The sequence below is a fragment of the Desulfomicrobium escambiense DSM 10707 genome (assembly GCF_000428825.1).
GTDB classification, from domain to species: Bacteria; Desulfobacterota; Desulfovibrionia; order Desulfovibrionales; family Desulfomicrobiaceae; genus Desulfomicrobium; species Desulfomicrobium escambiense.
Genome location: NZ_AUAR01000028.1, coordinates 1 through 17005, shown reverse-complemented (window position 1 = coordinate 17005; position 17005 = coordinate 1). Strand labels below are relative to the sequence as shown.

Below are 17005 nucleotides of genomic sequence, written 5' to 3'. Positions count from 1 at the left end.
GGAACAGGCCGAACCATACAGGAGCAGGCATGAAAGCATCCACACGTTTCGTCCTCCAGACCCTGGTCGCCGTCGGCCTGTCCGTGGGCCTCGGGCTGGCCTTCAACGCCTCACGGCCCGTCAGTCTGCCGCTGGTCGAGGCCAGAAAGGCACCGGCCGCCCCCGTCTCCCAGGCTCCCGCGGCACAGAACCAGACAACGCCGACGGACGCCGATTCCCTGGCGGAGAACGCATCCGCAGCCCAGCCGGCCTCCGCCGAAACAACGGCGGAAACGATGCCGGGAGCGGGCAACTCCACCCCCGCCGAGAACGTCGGCGCCGATTCCTCGACGCCCGCCGATACCGGCAACGCATCGCAAGATTTCACGCCCACCGACAACGCGACCGTTCCCGCGGCCGAAGTCGGCCATGCAGCCCCGGCCGGCGGAGAAATTTCATTGCAGGACGCCGCCGCGATCTTCTCCGCCGGACAGGCCGTGTTCGTCGATGCCCGGGACGCCGAGACATATGCCGAAGGCCATGTCCAGGGCGCCCTCTCCCTGCCCCTCCATGCTTTCGAACAGAATTTCCCCTCCGTCCGGGAACGTCTGAAGGGCAAGACGGTCATCACCTACTGCGACGGCGAACGCTGCAGCCTGAGCTCGGACTTGGCCGACGCTCTCCGGGCCCAGGGCATCGAAAACGTCCACGAACTGCTGAACGGCTGGACCCTGTGGCAGGAACAGGGCCTGCCCACGGCCACGGGGCGGAACCCTGAACACGACGGAGGTCAGTCATGAACACGGCGTCCCTTGCCCGTTCCACGCGCATCGCCCTGGCCCTCGTCTTCCTGGCCGCTGCGCCGCAGAAGATCCTTTCGCCTACGGATTTTGCCGCAAGCATCAGCTACTACCTCATCCTGCCCGACGCGCTCATCAATTTCACGGCCCTGACCCTGCCCTGGCTGGAACTGGTCGTGGCCGCCCTGCTCTTGTGCCGGGTCTGGATGAAGCCCGCCCTCTTCCTGGCCAACGCCATGCTCGTCGTGTTCCTGGCGGCACTCGTCAGCGCCCGCCTGCGCGGCATCGACCTGTCCTGCGGGTGCTTCACGTCCGGAGGCGTGCCTTCTGGCGACATGACGTGGTACATCGTGCGCGACGGTCTCTTCCTGGCCCTGGGCCTGGCCGCGGCCCTGCTGCAGCGGGGAGCGCCCGAGGGCGACTAGCCGACGGGCGAAAACTCCATGAAGCGAAAAAGCCAGGGTGCGCAGTGTCTTGCGCATCCTGGCTTTTCTCGCTGACGCAGCAGATGGCCTTCTTGGGGCGGCCCGCTACGATTTGTCCCGATCAGCCAGGGTGGCCCTGCGCCACCCCCGCACGGAATTGATCAACCACATCCGCGAACACCAGGACAGTGCCCGCACGTGCACGACCCGCTCCCGGATGCGTCCCGCCCGCAGCAACGCGGCCCGCAGGGTGCCCGGCAGCAGGCCGCTCTCAAGGGGCGGCGTCAGCAGGTCGCCGTCCAGCTCGAACACCAGGTTGGCGATGGTCGATTCCGTAACCTCCCCCCGCTCGTTGACGAGCAGCGCGTCGTCCATCCCAGGAACCTCCGCGCGGGCCCGCTCGTATACGGCGCGCCGTGTGGTCTTGTGGAAGAGAAACGGGTCGCGTGAATCTACCGGCGTGCGCGCCAGGGCGACACGACAGGGCCATGGCGCAGGCAGGGGCCGCGGCTCCAGCCCGACCGACCCGCCCGCGACCGTCAGCCGCAGCACGCCGCCCGTTCCGTCCGCATTCCGGACCGCAGCCTCGATTTCCGCCCGCAGACCTTCGACATCCAGCCTGAAGCCGAAATACTCCGCGCTCTCCGCGACTCGTGACAGATGCTCCTCCAGAAGGAACACCCCGGTAGCCCGGCTCCAGCGCATGGTCTCCAGAAGCGAAAATTCGGGCGCCGGCGCATCCAGCACCCGCGCCTTGAGCAGGGTTTCGCGGTACTCGTCGCGCGGGGCCGAATCCCAGACGATGCCCCCGCCCACGCCGTACTCCGCCGTCCCGGCCTTCCGGTCCACGAGGACCGTGCGGATGGCCACGTTGAAACGGGCCCGCCGCCCCGGCAGCATGACGCCGATGGTGCCGGTGTAGATGCGTCGCGGCGAGACTTCGAGCTCGTTGATGAGGTGCATGGTGCGGACCTTGGGCGCGCCGGTGATGGACGCGGCCGGGAAGAGGGCGGCCATGACCTCGGCCGTGGGCAGCGTTGTCATTCCTTCGACCAGGGAGGTCAGCTGCCACAGGGTCGGATAGCGCTCGGCCCGGAACAGTTCGGGCGCTCGGACGCTGCCCGGGCGGCAGACCCGGCCGAGGTCGTTGCGCACCATGTCCACGATCATGACGTTTTCGGCCCGCTCCTTCTCCGAACCCATGAGCCTTTCGGCCATGGCCCTGTCCTCCCCGGCCCATCGGCCTCGGGGCGCGGTGCCTTTCATAGGCCGCGACCGGACCGTCTCGCCCTCACGTTCGAAGAACATCTCGGGCGACGCGCAGCACACCGCGAAATCCCCGGTGTCGACATAGGCGCAGTGCGGCGAGGGCTGGCGGGCGGCGAGCCGGCAGAAGAGGGCCCACGGGTCCCCGTCGAAGCGTGCGCGCAGGCGGTGCGTGAAGTTGACCTGATAGGTTTCGCCGCAGGCCAGGTGTTCGCGGATGCGGGCCAGCGCCCCGGAGTGGGAGGGTTCGTTCAGTTCGGACGTCCAGGCCAGGGCGGGAGCGGGAGTGGTGGCGTCGAGATGGATGGTCAGGGGCGGCCCGTAGAGCCCGAACCAGGCCAGCGGGAAGGGCGTGCAGGGAGCGGCGGGCATGGCCGCATCGAAGGCGCTTCCCGCCTCGTAGGCCAGAAACCCGACGGCGTGCAGGCCCGTCCGCTCCACTTCGCCTTCGAGATGCGCCAGAAGGCCGGGAATCTCGTCATGGCGATGCGCCTCGAATACGGCCGCGGGCCGCTCGTAGCGCACCCAGGACCCATGATCGGGGGAAAAGAAGACGACAGACATGACGTGGCCTATAACGGGCCGTGCGGGAGCGCAACAGCGCGGGAGCAGGATGGTGCGGACGAACGTCCCCGAGGAGGGAAAAGCGCGAAGAAAAACCCCGCAGCCGGAAGGATGCCAGGTCCTTCCGGCTGCGGACACGCGAGAGGAGGAGGGTCAGACCATCATGAAGGCCACAAGCCGCCCCATGAATCGGACCACCTCGGAAACCTGATTAAGGATATTATCGCTCCAGCCATAAGCAACAAGAGTCGCCATCCCGGCAATCCAGAAAAGGTAACAGATCTGCTTCATGACACACCCCCGAAAGTCTGCTGGCAGGCGACCACATGGCCGTCGCCGTTGGCATCCATTGAGCAAAGGGCGTGCCTGGCCGCACGATGAGGGTCAACTGCCCGTTCTCCAATGATATTGATCCGGCAGTGATGAATGATGAGAGTTTTGATCCGAAATGCGCGCGCAAAGACCGTACGCGGTGCGCAATTCCTCTCCCACGCACTTACGCATCTTCTCCCATGGTCACGCCGCGCGCCTGGGCCGCGTCCCAAGCGCAGCAAAGGCCCGCGCAAAGTCGGTACGACTTCGACACGGGCCCTTGCGCTGCGGCGTTTCGGAAACTGGAGAGAATCAGGGTTTGCCGTCGGCGTACATTTCGTCCAGCAGCTGGCCGAGACGGGCCAGATGGCTCTTCTCCTCGCTGGCGATCTGTTCCAGGATGGCGCGGTTCTCGTCGTCCGTGGTCCAGACGGCGGCGCGCATGTAGAGGTCCAGGGCCTGGGCCTCGATGGACATGGCCATGGACACGACGTCCACGGGGCTGTCCATATCGGGCTTGAAGCGCTCCAGATACTCCTGGGTGGTCATGCCCCCTTCCATGAGCGGGGTGACAAAGGTGCACTCGAAGGCCCCCCGGTCGTCCTTGCCCGTCAACCGGGTGTACTCCTCGAACAGCCGGTCCTTGTGCTTGATCTCGATGTCGGCCAGCAGCCTGAAGACGCTCTTGAGCTTCTCGTCGTAGGCCCGCTCCTGCATGCGCAGGTAGAAATCGCGCAGCCCGTCCTCCAGGGAATAGGCCGTGGCCAGGATCTGCTCGGCGCTGTCCAGTTCGGCGAAAAGGTCGACGCCCTCCTCCTCGGGCCCGTAGGCCGCCTGGCCGGTCCAGGCCTTGAAACCGCCAGAGAGGTTGATGACCTGGTCATAGCCCTTGCCGGCCAGGGTCTGGGCTGCGATGCGGCTGCGGCCGCCGATGGCGCAGTAGACGAGCACGGGCTTGGAGCTGTCGATCTCGTGCAGGGAATCCGCCAGCACGGCCATAGGCACGAGCTTGGCGCCGGGAATGTGCCCCTCTTCGTATTCGCCGGGTTGGCGCACATCGAGAATGGTCACTTCCTGCAGGGTCTTGTCGGACAGATAGGCCCGGGCCTCGTCCGGATTCATGGACTGAACCGGGGTGAAGAATTGTTTCCAGCGCATAGTGCCTCCTCGAGAATGTGTTTGTGCATAATGCCCCCGGATGGGGGAAAATTCAATACACGGCCAGGGATTGACGCAAAAAGCGGCTTATCGTATTTTTACGAAATACGATTTATAAGTGGAGCCGATCATGAGCCAGGACAGACACGACGACGCCCTCGCCTCCCTCTGCAAAGCCCTGGGTCACCCCGCCAGGGTGGCCATCCTCAGGCACCTGCTGCAGGTCGACCGCTGCATCTGCGGCGAGATCGTCAGCATCCTGCCCCTGGCCCAATCCACCGTCAGCCAGCACCTCAATCAACTCAAGGAGGCGGGGCTCATCCGAGGCGAGATCGAAGGGCCGCGGATCTGTTACTGCGCGGACAAGGACCGGCTGGCCGAACTCAAAAAACTCGTCACCGCACTCTAGGAAATTATGAAACCCTTGCAGCCCTTTCCCATGGCCCCTTCCGGCCCGTTTTCAGATCCGTGCGCCCTCGACGCGCCCTCTCCCTCCCCGGCACCGGGGGCGTGCTGAGGCCCGCCGCCGGCCCCTGGTGCAGGGGTGGACGACCTTCCGGGCTACCGCATCGAACCCTACGTCGAAGCCTTCACGCCCACCGCCGCAGGGCGCATCCCACGCCTGCGGACCAGCCCCACGGCGCAGGACCGGCTCGGGACCTGCCGCGCCCGGCTGGGCCTCGACCGCAACCACTATACCGTCAACCCCGGCCTCTACGCCGTGGGCGCTCCCGACCCAGGCTCCCCGGTGGTCGTCACGGCCAACTACAAGCTGACCTTCGACACGGTTCGCTTCGCCCTGACCGGACGCGACGTCTGGCTGCTGGTGGTCGACACGCGCGGCATCAACGTCTGGTGCGCGGGCGGCAAGGGTACCTTCAGCGCGGCCGGCATCGCCGAGCAGGTAAATAAGACCGGGCTCGACCGCGTCGTGTCCCATCGCCGACTGATCCTGCCCCAGCTCGGGGCCAACGGGGTGCGGGCCCGCGACCTGCGCAAGGCCTGCGGGTTCGAAGCCGTGTTCGGGCCCGTCCGGGCCGAAGACCTGCCCCGCTACCTCGACCACGGCATCGACGAGGCCATGCGCGAGGTGACTTTCTCCATGCGGGAGCGCGCCGCCGTCATCCCCGTGGAACTGGTCCTGGGCTGGAAGATCATCCTCGCGTCCTTCCTGGTGGCGGCCGCGCTGAGCCTCATTGGTCCGGACTTTTCCATGCAGGCCATCGGGCAGCGCTGGATCCTGGCCGCGAGCGCAACGGGCCTGGGCCTGGCCGCCGGCGCGGTTCTCTTTCCCCTGCTCCTGCCCGCGCTGCGCACGCGGCTCTTTTCCCTGGGCGGAGCCGGGCTTGGATTGGCCCTGGCCGTGCTGCTGCCGGCCATTTTCCCCGAGCAGTCCGTGACTCAGATTATGGGAGCGGGGCTGTGGACGGTGGTCATGTCCTCGTGGTTGGGACTCAATTTCACGGGATCCACGCCCTACACGTCACCCTCGGGCGTGGAAAAGGAGATGCGCAAGGCCATCCCCCTGCAGGCCGCAGGCACGCTCCTGGCCGCAATCCTCTTTGTGATCGGCAATTTTACGTAAGGACGACATGAAAAACTTCCGCCATCTCGAAAACGTGGCCACCCTGGCCTATGACCGCGAAAAATGCGTGGGCTGCGGCCTGTGCGCCACGGTCTGCCCGCACCGCATCTTCGCCGTGCGGGACGGCAAGGCCGAGGTCCTGGACCGCGAAGCCTGCATGGAGTGCGGGGCCTGCGCCCTGAACTGCCCGACCGACGCCATCACGGTCACGCCCGGCGTGGGCTGCGCCGAGTACATCATCCAGACCTGGCTGCCGGGCAAGCGCGGGACTTCGTGCTGCTGAATCCTTGACCGCGGCGCGGAAATGCAGGAATTCTCTGCCTTCCAAACCACGGAGGACACATGCTCGACCGCACCGAAGCCCTGGCCATGATCAAGGCCAGCGCCCCCGACCACCTCGTCGTTCACGCCCTGGAGACCGAAGCCGTCATGCGCGCCCTGGCCGCCCGCCTGGGCCACGACCCCGAAACCTGGGGCCTGGCCGGCCTGCTGCACGACCTCGACTATCCCGAGACCAAGGACACCCCCGAAAAACACGGCCTGCTGACCGCCGAAACCCTGGCCGGCAAGCTACCCGAAGAGGCCGTGCTGGCCATCGCCCGCCACAACGAGATGAATGGCAATCTGCCGCAGTCGGACTTCGATTTCGCCCTGCGCTGCGGCGAGACCGTGACCGGCCTCATCCACACCGCAGCCCTGGTCCGCCCCACGCGCATGCAGGGCATGGAGGCCAAGAGCCTGAAGAAAAAGATGAAGGACAAGGCCTTCGCCGCCTCGGTCTGTCGCGAGACCATCAAGGAATGCGAAAAGATCGGCCTGGAACTGGGAGATTTCCTGACACTCTCCATCGCGGCCATCACGGGCATCGAAAACGAAGTAGGATTGGCGGCGTCCTGACTCTCATGGAAGGCTTTCTCCTCCACGCCTCCAACCGCCTGGAGAACCTGGCCGAACTGCTGGCCGAGGTCGTAAAAATTCCGTTGGACCCCATGAAGCAGGAGACCATCCTGGTTCAGTCCAGGGGTATGCAGCGCTGGATCTCCATGCAGATGGCCCGCCGTCACGGGGTCTGCGCGGGCGTGCGGTTCCCGTTTCCCGTCGGTTTCGCCTACGAACTCTGTCGGGAACTGCGGGCCGACCTGCCCCCCGAATACCCCTTAAGCCAGGAGCGCATGCTGTGGCGCATCACGCACCTGCTGCGCGGCCTGCTGGACGAGCCGGAGTTCGCGCCGCTGGCGCGCTACGTGCGCGAGGATTCGGAACTCAAGTCCGTGCAGCTGGCCGAGCGCATCGCCTATCATTTCGACCAGTATCTCATCTTCCGGCCGGAGTGGGCCGCACGCTGGGAGAACCATGAACCGAGCGGAAACTTCCTCCTGCCCAGCCACATCGCCAGCGAAACCTGGCAGGCCCGGCTATGGAGGGAACTGATCCGGGACATGGGCGGGGAGCATCGCGCGGCGCTGCTGCGACGGACCATCACCAAGCTGGAAAAAGGCTCGTCCCTGCCGAAACTCCCCACCCGCGTCTGCGTCTTCGGCATCCCGACCCTGCCTCCGGTCTATCTCGATCTTTTGAAAGTCCTGTCCAGGCACAGCCAGGTGCACGTCTTTTTGCTCAGCCCTTGCCGAAAGTACTGGGGCGACCTTCTAACGCATCGGGAACGACGGCGCGCCTACCGCGCAGGAGAGCACGCCTCCCCGGAACGACCCGAAGACGCAATGCCGCTGGCGGGTCTCGGCGCGGTAGGGAAAGACTTTCTGGAACTGCTGATGGACCGGGACGCGCTGGAAACGAGGCTGTACGAGGAACCAGGCGCCGACACCGTGCTCGGACAACTCCAGACCGACCTGCTTGATCTGAACGTCCGGGACGAAACAGCGCACTTCTTCGACACTTCCATCCAGGTCCACTGCTGCCACAGCCCCCTGCGCGAAATGGAGGTTTTGCAGGACCTGATCCTCGACCTCCTCTCCAAGGACCCGTCCCTCACCCCTCAGGACATCCTGGTCATGAACCCGGACATCGAGGCCTACGCCCCGGTCATCCAGGCCGTGTTCGGGACCCCCGGCGAGGCCGCCGTCCCCTTCTCCATCTCCGACCGCAAGCCCACCAGGGCTGCCGAAACCATCCGCCTCTTCCTGGAACTCCTGGAGTTCGGACAGCACCGCTTCGAGGCCTCGCGCGTCTGCGCCCTGCTCGAAGCCCCGCCAGTGCGGCAGCGCCTGGGCCTGGAGGCGTCCGATACGCAGCGCGTGCTGGAGTGGGTGCGCGCATCCGGCGTGCGCTGGGGGCTTGATCGGAATTTCCGCAGGAATGCGGGGCTTGGGGATTTCGGCCAGAACACGTGGGAGAGCGGCCTGTCCCGCCTGTTCCTCGGATACATGACCGGCGCGGCGGCCCCGCTGGGCGGCATCGCCCCCCTGGCGCTGCGCGGCTCGGCCGAGCAGGAACTGCTGGGCCGCGTGACCGCCTGGATCGACGAACTCGCCACCCTGTGGTCCAGGTTGGATCACACGCGCAAGCCTTCCGACTGGCGGGACTGCCTGCTGTGGATCCTGGGCTCCTTTTTCCCCCAGGACCCAGCCCAAGCCGAGCATCTGCTGGCCATCCGCCGAACCGTGACCGACCTGACCGGCGAGATGGGCGACTTCGAGGCCGACGCCCGGACCATGCTCTATCTCATCCGCAAGCGGCTGGACGAGAGCGGCGGCGAGTCGGGCTTCCTGGCCTCGGGCCTGACCTTCTGCGGCCTGAGGCCCATGCGCTCCATCCCCTTCCGGGTGGTCTGCCTGACGGGCCTGACCAGCACGGCCTTCCCGCGCCAGGACACGCCCCCGGGCTTCGACCTCATGGCCGCCCGTCCGAGGCCCGGCGACCGGTCCTTGCGCGAGGACGACCGCTACCTGTTCCTGGAGAGCATCATCTCGGCCCGCGACAGCCTCATTTTGACCTACCCCGGCCTGTCCCAATCCGACAATGCCGTGGCGCCGCCCTCGGTCCTGGTCTCGGAACTGCTCGATTTCCTGGACAAAGGGTGCACGGTTGACGGCCGCAAACCCTCGGAGGCCATTGTTTTCAAGCACAAGCTGCAGGCCTTCCATCCGGACTATTTCAGCGCAGGGTCGCGCCTTTTCTCCTACTCTGCCCAGAACCGCGACGCGGCGCTGGCGCTGTTTGCCGAGCACCGGTCCAGGCAATTTTTCCCCGCGACCGATGCTCCCGAAGATGCACAGGCGGAGCGTGACATCGAAATCGACATCGAAGAGCTGACGCGCTTCCTGACCCACCCCTGCCGCCACCTGCTACGCGCCCTGCGCATCGACCCAGGCAGAGGCGAGGACGATTTTATGGACGAGGAGCCCCTGGCCGCGCCCACGGGCCTCGAAGCCTACGGCCCCTTGCAGGATCTCCTGCGCACGGCCCTGGACGAGCCCGCCGCCAATCTGGAGGGGCTGCTCCTGACCTGGCAGCTCCTGCCTCCGGGCCAGGCCGGGACCGACGCGAGCCGGAAACTCTGCTCCCAGATCCGCGCCCTGGCCGACCAGGCACGGGCCGTCATCGGCGACGAAAAGGCCGCGCGCCTCGACCTGAAGCTGCCACTGGGCAGGGTCACGCTCACAGGACGCCTCGACCTCCACGGCGACCGCATCGTGACCTGCCGCCCGGCCAAGACCAAAAGCCCGGACATGCTCCGCCTGTGGGTCCGCCATCTGGCCGCCTCGGCCGCAGGCCATGCCGTCCAGTCCATACACATCGGCACCGATGACTGCTTCACCGCACCCGAGGCACCGGGCGCCCGGAACATGCTCGAAGGGTTGCTGCGACTCTACACGCAGGGCATGCGCACCCCCATCCCTCTCTTCCCCCGGACATCCCTGGCCTTCGCCGAGGCACGCTTCACGGGCCGCAAGCCCAAGGAGCGCCCCGAGGCATTGATGCAGGCCCTGCGCCAGTGGGAAGGCGGCTACATGGTCAGCCCCGAGCGCGACGACCCGCACCTGGCCTTCCTCTTCCGCGACGTCGAACCGGACTGGGAGCGCTTCGCGGACGTGGCCGAGGAAATCTACGGCCCCATTCTGGGAGGCGCCCAGTGATGGAGCCCATGGACCTTTGCACCGCCCCCCTGGACGGCACGACCCTCATCGAGGCCAGCGCCGGCACCGGCAAGACCTACACCCTGACCGGCCTCTTCGTGCGTCTGCTGCTGGAGAAGGGGCTGACCGTGGACCAGATCCTGGTGGTGACCTTCACGGACGCGGCCACCGAGGAACTGCGCGGGCGCATCCGGAAAAGGCTGTCCGACGTGGCCGGGGTGCTGGCTGGTGAACTTGAGGCCGACGAAGAACTGGAACGGGACCTCCTGGCCCGCTTTGAGGGCACCGACGCCGCCCGTCGCCTGGAACTCGCCCTGCGCAACTTCGACCTGGCCCAGGTCTTCACCATCCACGGCTTCTGCCAGCGCATGCTCGGGCGCAACGGCTTCGAGTGCTCGGCCCTCTTCGACACGCAGCTCGAACCGGACCTCTCGGACCTGCGCCGCCAGGTCTGCGTGGATTTCTGGCGCAGTCACATCCTGCCCCTTGATGGCCTGACCGGCACGGAAGTGCGCAAGCAGCTGCCCCCGGACCATCTCACGGAAATGTCCGGCCTGCCCTTCCTGGCCCAGCGCATCCGCATCGTGCCGGACAGCCCCGCGCCGGACCCCGCCCCCCTGGACCGGGCCGTGCGTGAGGCATGCGAAAGGCTCATGGCGTCCTGGGCTGTTGCGGAAACTGAAGTCCGAACGCTTCTTTTGGCCCGGACGGACAATTTCAACGCCCGCCAGTTCTCGCCGCAGAAGCTCGATCAGCGTCTGAAAGCGGCACGCGACTTCCTGAACGACCCGAGGCTCGATGCCAGGGACCAGCTCAAGGCCCTCGGCGAACTGACCTCGACATACGTGCGGGGCATGACCAAAAAGGCCTTCACCGCTCCTGAGCACCCGTTGTTCGACGAGATCCAGGATATCCTGGACCGTGTCGAGGCCTTGCGGCAGGCGCTGGGCCCCTATGTGGTCCATCTGCGCCATGCGTTCCTCTCGGGCGTGACGGTGCGCCTGGACGACCTCAAGCGGCGGCGCAACGTGTTGGGTTTCGACGACCTGCTGCGGAACATGCACGCCGCCCTGGCCAGCCCCGAGCTGGTCGCGGCGGCTCGGACCCAGTACCGCACGGCCCTCATCGACGAGTTCCAGGACACCGACGGCCTGCAGTACGACATCTTCCGCACCCTCTTCGCCACCGGCGACGGGGAGAACAGCCTGTTCCTCATCGGCGACCCCAAGCAGGCCATCTACTCCTTCCGGGGCGCGGATCTTCACACGTACCTTACCGCGGCCGAAAGCTGCGAGCGCGGCATGACGCTGGGCGTCAACTACCGCTCCACACCGGAGCTCATCGCGGCCGTGAACCGCCTTTTTTTCAGACCCGACAATCCAAGGCCCTTCCTGGACCCGAAAATCGGCTACCAGCCCGTGAGCGCCCCGGACGAAGAGCGGGACCGCTTCCGCGAAGACGGGCATACACCCGCGCCCATGGTCCTCTGGCAGGTCAAGAGCGAGGACAAGCCCCTGGCCAAGGGGGCGCTTGCGCCGCGCATCTGCCGGGCCGTGGCCGCCGAGATCAGCCGTCTGCTGCGGGGCGCAGCCGGAGGGAGCATCCGCATCGGCGACGCGCCGCTCCTGCCAGGGGACATCGCCGTTCTGGTCGAAACCCATGCCCAGGGCGAGGCCGTCCACCAAGCCCTTGGCGCGCTGCGCATCCCGAGCGTCGTGACCCACACTTCGTCGGTCTTCGCCAGCCCCGAGGCGGCGGAACTCCTGTCCGTGCTGCGCGGCATGGCCGATTGCCAGCGCCCGGCGGCCCTGCGCACGGCCCTGGCCGCACCCATGATCGGCCTGACGGCCCCGCATCTCGCACTCATCGACGAGGACGGCGATAAACTCGAGGCGTGGTTCGAACGCTTCCTCGCCTGCCGCGAACTGTGGGACCGCCGGGGTGTCATGGCCGCCGCGCGCCGACTCTTCACCGACCTCGATGTGCGAGGGCGCCTTGTCTCCCTGCCGGACGGCGAACGGCGCATGACCAACGTCCTGCACTGCCTGGAGCTGCTCCACAGCCGGGAACGCGAATCGGGCGCGTCCATGCACACCCTGCTGACCTGGTTCGCCCGGCGGCTCGGCACCGACAGTACTGAGGAATCCCAGCTCCGCCTGGACACGGACCGCGACGCGGTCCAGATCGTGACCATTCACAAGAGCAAGGGGCTCCAATACCCGGTAGTCTTCTGCCCCTTCATCTTTGGCCGGGCCAGATGCCCCGAGGATCGGGCCCTGATCCACGAAAGCGGATTGCTTCTCGACCTGGGTACGGAGGAGCTGCCAAGGCGGATAGGCCAGGCCCTGACCGAGGCGCAGGCCGAGCGCGTGCGACTGCTGTACGTGGCCCTGACCCGCGCCAAGTGCCGCTGCTACGCGATTTGGGGACGCATCAACGAGGCCGAGACCTCGGGCGCGGCCTGGCTGTTCCACGGGCATCGCGCCGGTGAAAACAGCGCCCTGAACTGGGACGACGTCGATGAGGGCATGGTCTGCGCGGACCTGCTCGAACTGGCGGGTGACGACATCGAGGTCGCGGAACTGCCCGACGCCGAACCCGAGGCGGGACCGCCGCAATTCACCCATGCCCCGGACCTGCGATTCCGGAACTGGGATCGCGTTCTGGGCTCCGGCTTCGGGCTGGCGAGCTTCACCGGCCTGACCCGCGGCATGGAACACGGAGCGCGGCCGGGCCTGGATGAGACTGATGCGTCCGGCATGGCCGCGGACGAGTGGTCCATGGCGAATTTCCCGCGCGGCGCTGCCGCCGGTTCCTGCCTGCACTGGGTTTTCGAGCGCATCGATTTCGCGGACGAGAGCACCGTCCCCGCCGCCGTGACCGAGGCGCTGGCCACGTACGGCTTCGCCCCGGACTGGCATCAAACTGTCCAGGACATGGTCAAACGGGTCCTGCACGCGGATCTGGGAGAAGGGTTGCAGTTGAAAGGCATCAAACAGAAGGACAAGCTGGTCGAGCTGGAATTCCTTTTCCCCCTGCGCCCCGTGACCCGCGAGGCCCTGGCCGCCGTGTATCGGGACGCGGCCGGGCTTCTGCCGCCCGACCTGCCGGAGCGCATGGGCAACTTGCGTTTCGAGCCGCGCCGGGGCTTCATGACCGGGTTCATGGATCTGGTCGTGCGCAGCGGTGAAAAATTTTACCTCCTCGATTGGAAATCCAACTGGCTCGGCCCCACTCCCGCCCACTACATCCAGGACGCCCTGCACACGGCCATGGTCGGCAGCCACTACTTCCTGCAGTACCACCTCTACTGCCTGGCCCTGAAGCGCCATCTGGCCCTGCGCAATCCAAAATTCGACTACGCGGAGCACTTCGGCGGCGTGCGCTACGTCTTCCTGCGCGGCGTGGACCCGGAGCGGCCGGGGCAGGGCGTGCATGAGGACCGTCCCGATCTGCGCTTCCTCGAAGCGTTGGACGAGGCCCTCATCTACATGGAGGACCGCTGATGTTCGCCCGCCCCGCCATCCTGCCCCGCCTCGTTGCCAGCGAACTCTTCACCGGGGCCGACCTCTACCAGGCCCGCTTCGCCGCCTCCCTGGCCCTGCCGGGACACGCAGACCTCGCGGCAGGCCTGACGGCCCTGGTCTCCCTGGCCGTGCGCGAAGGGCACGTCTGCCTGCACCTCGGCGATGAGGGCGTGCGCGAACGACTGGCCTCCCTGGGCCTGGACGCATTGGACGGCGGCCTGGACACGGGGGTGATCGGCGCGCCCGACTCCGGCCTGCCCCTCATCCTTGACGGGGAGCGGCTGTACTTCGCCCGCTTCTTCCGCGACGAGGAGTCCCTGGCCCGGGCCTTCCTGCGCCTGGCCTCGGCACCGCCCCGGAGCATCCCGGCAGAGCTGCTACCCGACATTTTCAAGGCCCGAGACGAGGAAACCGACTGGCAGGACGTGGCCTGCTTCGCGGCCCTGCGCAGCCGCTTCTGCGTCATCTCGGGCGGCCCCGGCACGGGCAAGACCACGACCGTGGCCCGCATCCTGGCCCTTGCGGCCCGCATGCACGCCGGCGCGCCCTTCCGCATCCGCCTGGCCGCGCCCACGGGCAAGGCGGCTTCGCGCATGTCCGAGGCCCTGGCCGCGGCCTTTCCGGGAGGAACCCTGCCGCCTGAACTGGACGAAAGCCTGATGCAGGGCGCCCAGACCGTGCACCGCCTGCTCGGCTGGGGCGCCGGGGGCTTCCGCCACCACCAAGGCAATCCCCTGCCACTTGACATGCTGGTCGTCGATGAAGCGTCCATGCTCGATCTCGAACTGACGGCCCGCCTGCTGGAAGCGCTGCCCGAACAAACCGCCCTGGTGCTGCTGGGTGACCGTAACCAGCTCGCATCGGTGGAGGCCGGAGCAGTGCTTGGCAACCTCTGCCGCGAGGACGCCATCAACGCCTTCTCGCCGGCCTTCGCGGCCGACGCCGCTAGGGCGGGGGCACGCCTGCCCGAGGCTTCATACGTCTCGGCCCTGACGGACCATGTAGTGGAACTGAGGAAAAGCTGGCGGTTCGGTGCGGACAGCGGCATCGCCGCCCTGGCCGCGTGCATCGTGGCCGGTGAGGCCGGGAAGGCGGAGGAACTGCTTTCGCAGCCCCATGACGATCTGGAGATGAAGGAGTGTTCCGGACACGCGGCCCTGGTCGCGGAACTCGCCCCGCTCGTGCGGGCGGCGTTCAGGGGCCTGAGCACGGAAATGGACCCGGTGCGTGCCTTCGAGGCGTTCGGAGCCCTGCGCCTGCTGTCGCCGATCCGCCAGGGCCCGCAAGGCACCGAGGCCTTGAACCGCATGGCCCGCGAGGCGCTCGGTGCGCCGGCAGGGGATGGATGGTATCAGGGCCGCCCGGTTATGATCCTGGAGAACGATTACAGCTTGGGTCTCTTCAACGGCGACACGGGCATCGCCCTGCCCGTCGGCGACACCCTCCGGGTCTTCTTCCCGGCCCCCGAAGGCTTCACCTCATTCGCCCCGGCCCGCCTGCCCCGGCACGAGACCTGCTACGCCATGACCGTGCACAAGAGCCAGGGTTCGGAGTTCAGGCACACCGTGCTGATCCTGCCGGCGGAACCTTGCCCCGTACTGGGACGGGAGCTCCTATACACGGCCCTGACCAGGGCAAAACAAAAATTTTCATTGTGTGGCACCCAAGAACAACTTGAATATGCCGTGGCCAAAAAATATAATAGGACATCGGGACTTGGACACATCCTTTTTTCGTCACACCAAAATCCACATACTTTATCCTGACTTCACAAAATTCTTTACAATCGAATATCAATTAAAATGACAATAAAATCTATATTATGGTTAACACAAGGAAAAGATACGCTTCCGAGCGTGAGATATCGCGTCATACCAATTGCGAAAGAAATAATAAAATACGGCATAGACGTGGATGTATCAAGATATCCAAAAACAATATTTGATAGAATACGATTCTTTTCGAAAAAGATATATGCGAAAAAAAAATTCGATATTTGCATAATACAGAAAAGAATACTTTCTGTAGCAGAAATATATGCACTGAAGATTTTATCCAGAAAAGTCGTCTTCGATTTCGACGATGCGATATGGACCGATCAGGACGAGGCTTCTGCGCCTGGAAGCGGCAAAAAATGGGGTAATTTCAAAAAAAACGTCACCCATGCCGACATCGTCATCGCTGGCAATTCTTATCTCGCTGAAGCTGCGCACGGAGCGGCGTCCGTTGCCGTACTGCCCACCCCCCTCGACACGATTGCGTATATCCCCTGCACTTCAGACATCCGCATCAGAAAATTCACAGTCGGATGGATGGGAACTTCGAGCTATCTTTCAGGCCTGCAAAATATCGCAGAACAAATACAGGCTGTAACCGGAAACCCAATACAAATCGTATCCAATGCGCCCCCCACGGGCACCCTTTCAAAGTTCTCCATTTATGACGCATGGGCTCCTGAAAAAGAGCTTTTCCAGCTTCAAAATTTTACAGTTGGATTGATGCCCCTCAGTGACACGCCGTATACACGCGGAAAATGTGGATTTAAAATACTGCAATATATGTCATGTGGAGTTGTACCTATCGCATCATCAGTCGGATTCAATAAGGAAATAATATCGCATGGCGTGGACGGATTTCTTGTCGAGAGCGAGCATGAGTGGGGAGAATACGTATCAATATTGCTCAACGATCAGAAACTTCTCAAGCAAATGGCTCAAAAGGCAAGACAGACCGTCGTCTCCAGGTTCGACATTTCCGGGATAACACAAAAACTCCTGAAGATACTTGCCCAGAACTGAAAAAGGACGCCACTCCCTAGAGAAGGCGTCCAATTCAGTACTTTTCTCTCGCAGATTTTCCCACCTTCATCACGCCCCGCTGTCGCGATCGACCAGGCAGGATCCCAGCCGCTATCGGTGGACGTCTCTGCCATCCAAGGGATCCCCGAAGCATCCCATAAACCGTCTCCAGTTGTGTGCGTCAAGTTCTGCAAATTCTTCCACGACATGATGGGTAACCTCAAGCAGCTGGCGACCGAGAATGGGCCCACCCAGAGCTCGTCGGAGGTCGCCAGATGCGTTCTCCATTAAGCAACCAGTTCCATCAATGCTTTCTTCTTTAACTCTGTGAGCAGGCTCATATCCAGGTATCTGTTTGCCTCGATCCAGTTCTCATGCGTCTCTACCGCAAGGGCTCGGATTAAACGTAGACAGCTTTCTTCATTGGGAAATATCCTGACAACCAAGGTCCGACGTTTGATCTCTTCATTGAGTCTTTCCAGCATGTTGGTCGA

14 protein-coding genes are annotated in these 17005 nt (G+C 64.8%); 10 read left to right on the top strand and 4 right to left on the bottom strand.

The genetic code is table 11. The features are described 5' to 3' along the window. Positions 1-29 precede the first annotated feature (29 nt). Complete coding sequence (locus G394_RS20410) at positions 30-779, top strand: rhodanese-like domain-containing protein (protein ID WP_051307248.1); 750 nt, start codon at positions 30-32, stop codon at positions 777-779. Next, positions 776-1204, top strand: coding sequence for a MauE/DoxX family redox-associated membrane protein (locus tag G394_RS0115525; RefSeq protein WP_028578448.1), 429 nt, complete (start codon positions 776-778; stop codon positions 1202-1204). The genes G394_RS20410 and G394_RS0115525 overlap by 4 nt, the downstream gene beginning before the upstream one ends. Positions 1205-1309: 105 nt before the next feature. Here the strand turns inward: G394_RS0115525 and pabB are convergent, their stop codons facing one another. The 3 genes from pabB to G394_RS0115510 form a co-directional block, all read right to left on the bottom strand. Then, positions 1310-3034: an aminodeoxychorismate synthase component I gene (gene pabB, locus G394_RS0115520; protein ID WP_043776214.1), complete on the bottom strand. Its 1725-nt coding sequence runs from the start codon at positions 3032-3034 to the stop codon at positions 1310-1312. Positions 3035-3187: 153 nt separating this feature from the next. After that, positions 3188-3325 (bottom strand): hypothetical protein, encoded by a 138-nt coding sequence (locus G394_RS21305; protein ID WP_156902640.1) that lies wholly within the window; start codon positions 3323-3325, stop codon positions 3188-3190. Positions 3326-3658: 333 nt separating this feature from the next. Further along, positions 3659-4504 (bottom strand): rhodanese-like domain-containing protein, encoded by an 846-nt coding sequence (locus tag G394_RS0115510; protein WP_028578446.1) that lies wholly within the window; start codon positions 4502-4504, stop codon positions 3659-3661. 130 nt (positions 4505-4634) lie between these two features. On the opposite strand from G394_RS0115510, the gene G394_RS0115505 reads away from it, so the two are divergent. From G394_RS0115505 to G394_RS20910, 8 genes are all read left to right on the top strand, one after another. Continuing rightward, positions 4635-4913 carry an ArsR/SmtB family transcription factor gene (locus G394_RS0115505; protein WP_028578445.1) on the top strand — a complete coding sequence of 93 codons (279 nt, stop codon included), beginning with the start codon at positions 4635-4637 and terminating at the stop codon, positions 4911-4913. A 6-nt stretch (positions 4914-4919) separates the two neighbouring features. Continuing rightward, on the top strand, positions 4920-6089 hold the full coding sequence (hgcA, locus tag G394_RS0115500) for a mercury methylation corrinoid protein HgcA (RefSeq protein WP_252989033.1): 1170 nt from the start codon (positions 4920-4922) through the stop codon (positions 6087-6089). Between the two features lie 7 nt (positions 6090-6096). Continuing rightward, positions 6097-6372, top strand: coding sequence for a mercury methylation ferredoxin HgcB (hgcB, locus tag G394_RS0115495; protein WP_028578443.1), 276 nt, complete (start codon positions 6097-6099; stop codon positions 6370-6372). A 59-nt stretch (positions 6373-6431) separates the two neighbouring features. Next, positions 6432-6986 (top strand): HDIG domain-containing metalloprotein, encoded by a 555-nt coding sequence (locus G394_RS0115490; protein ID WP_028578442.1) that lies wholly within the window; start codon positions 6432-6434, stop codon positions 6984-6986. A 5-nt stretch (positions 6987-6991) separates the two neighbouring features. Next, positions 6992-10186 (top strand): exodeoxyribonuclease V subunit gamma, encoded by a 3195-nt coding sequence (gene recC, locus G394_RS0115485; protein WP_028578441.1) that lies wholly within the window; start codon positions 6992-6994, stop codon positions 10184-10186. Positions 10187-10194: 8 nt separating this feature from the next. Then, positions 10195-13692, top strand: coding sequence for an exodeoxyribonuclease V subunit beta (gene recB, locus G394_RS0115480; protein ID WP_169725578.1), 3498 nt, complete (start codon positions 10195-10197; stop codon positions 13690-13692). Continuing rightward, positions 13692-15479, top strand: a complete 1788-nt coding sequence (gene recD / locus G394_RS19515) for an exodeoxyribonuclease V subunit alpha (RefSeq protein ID WP_051307247.1) — start codon at positions 13692-13694, stop codon at positions 15477-15479. Before recB ends, recD begins: the two co-directional genes overlap by 1 nt. 90 nt (positions 15480-15569) lie before the next feature. Further along, positions 15570-16511 (top strand): glycosyltransferase, encoded by a 942-nt coding sequence (locus tag G394_RS20910; protein ID WP_169725577.1) that lies wholly within the window; start codon positions 15570-15572, stop codon positions 16509-16511. A gap of 287 nt (positions 16512-16798) precedes the next feature. On the opposite strand, the gene G394_RS19510 is transcribed toward G394_RS20910, so the two are convergent. Further along, positions 16799-17005, bottom strand: a 207-nt coding sequence (locus G394_RS19510; RefSeq protein ID WP_043776211.1) for a transposase, incomplete at its 5' end; no start/stop codon positions are given.

Bases quoted from the DNA above. Each gene is read 5' to 3' on its own strand.
- G394_RS0115510 (WP_028578446.1), bottom strand. From the start codon at position 4,504: ATGCGCTGGAAACAATTCTTCACCCCGGTTCAGTCCATGAATCCGGAC.
- recC (WP_028578441.1), top strand. From the start codon at position 6,992: ATGGAAGGCTTTCTCCTCCACGCCTCCAACCGCCTGGAGAACCTGGCC.
- G394_RS20410 (WP_051307248.1), top strand. From the start codon at position 30: ATGAAAGCATCCACACGTTTCGTCCTCCAGACCCTGGTCGCCGTCGGC.
- pabB (WP_043776214.1), bottom strand. From the start codon at position 3,034: ATGTCTGTCGTCTTCTTTTCCCCCGATCATGGGTCCTGGGTGCGCTAC.
- recD (WP_051307247.1), top strand. From the start codon at position 13,692: ATGTTCGCCCGCCCCGCCATCCTGCCCCGCCTCGTTGCCAGCGAACTC.
- G394_RS0115505 (WP_028578445.1), top strand. From the start codon at position 4,635: ATGAGCCAGGACAGACACGACGACGCCCTCGCCTCCCTCTGCAAAGCC.
- hgcB (WP_028578443.1), top strand. From the start codon at position 6,097: ATGAAAAACTTCCGCCATCTCGAAAACGTGGCCACCCTGGCCTATGAC.
- recB (WP_169725578.1), top strand. From the start codon at position 10,195: ATGGACCTTTGCACCGCCCCCCTGGACGGCACGACCCTCATCGAGGCC.
- G394_RS21305 (WP_156902640.1), bottom strand. From the start codon at position 3,325: ATGAAGCAGATCTGTTACCTTTTCTGGATTGCCGGGATGGCGACTCTT.
- G394_RS0115490 (WP_028578442.1), top strand. From the start codon at position 6,432: ATGCTCGACCGCACCGAAGCCCTGGCCATGATCAAGGCCAGCGCCCCC.
- G394_RS0115525 (WP_028578448.1), top strand. From the start codon at position 776: ATGAACACGGCGTCCCTTGCCCGTTCCACGCGCATCGCCCTGGCCCTC.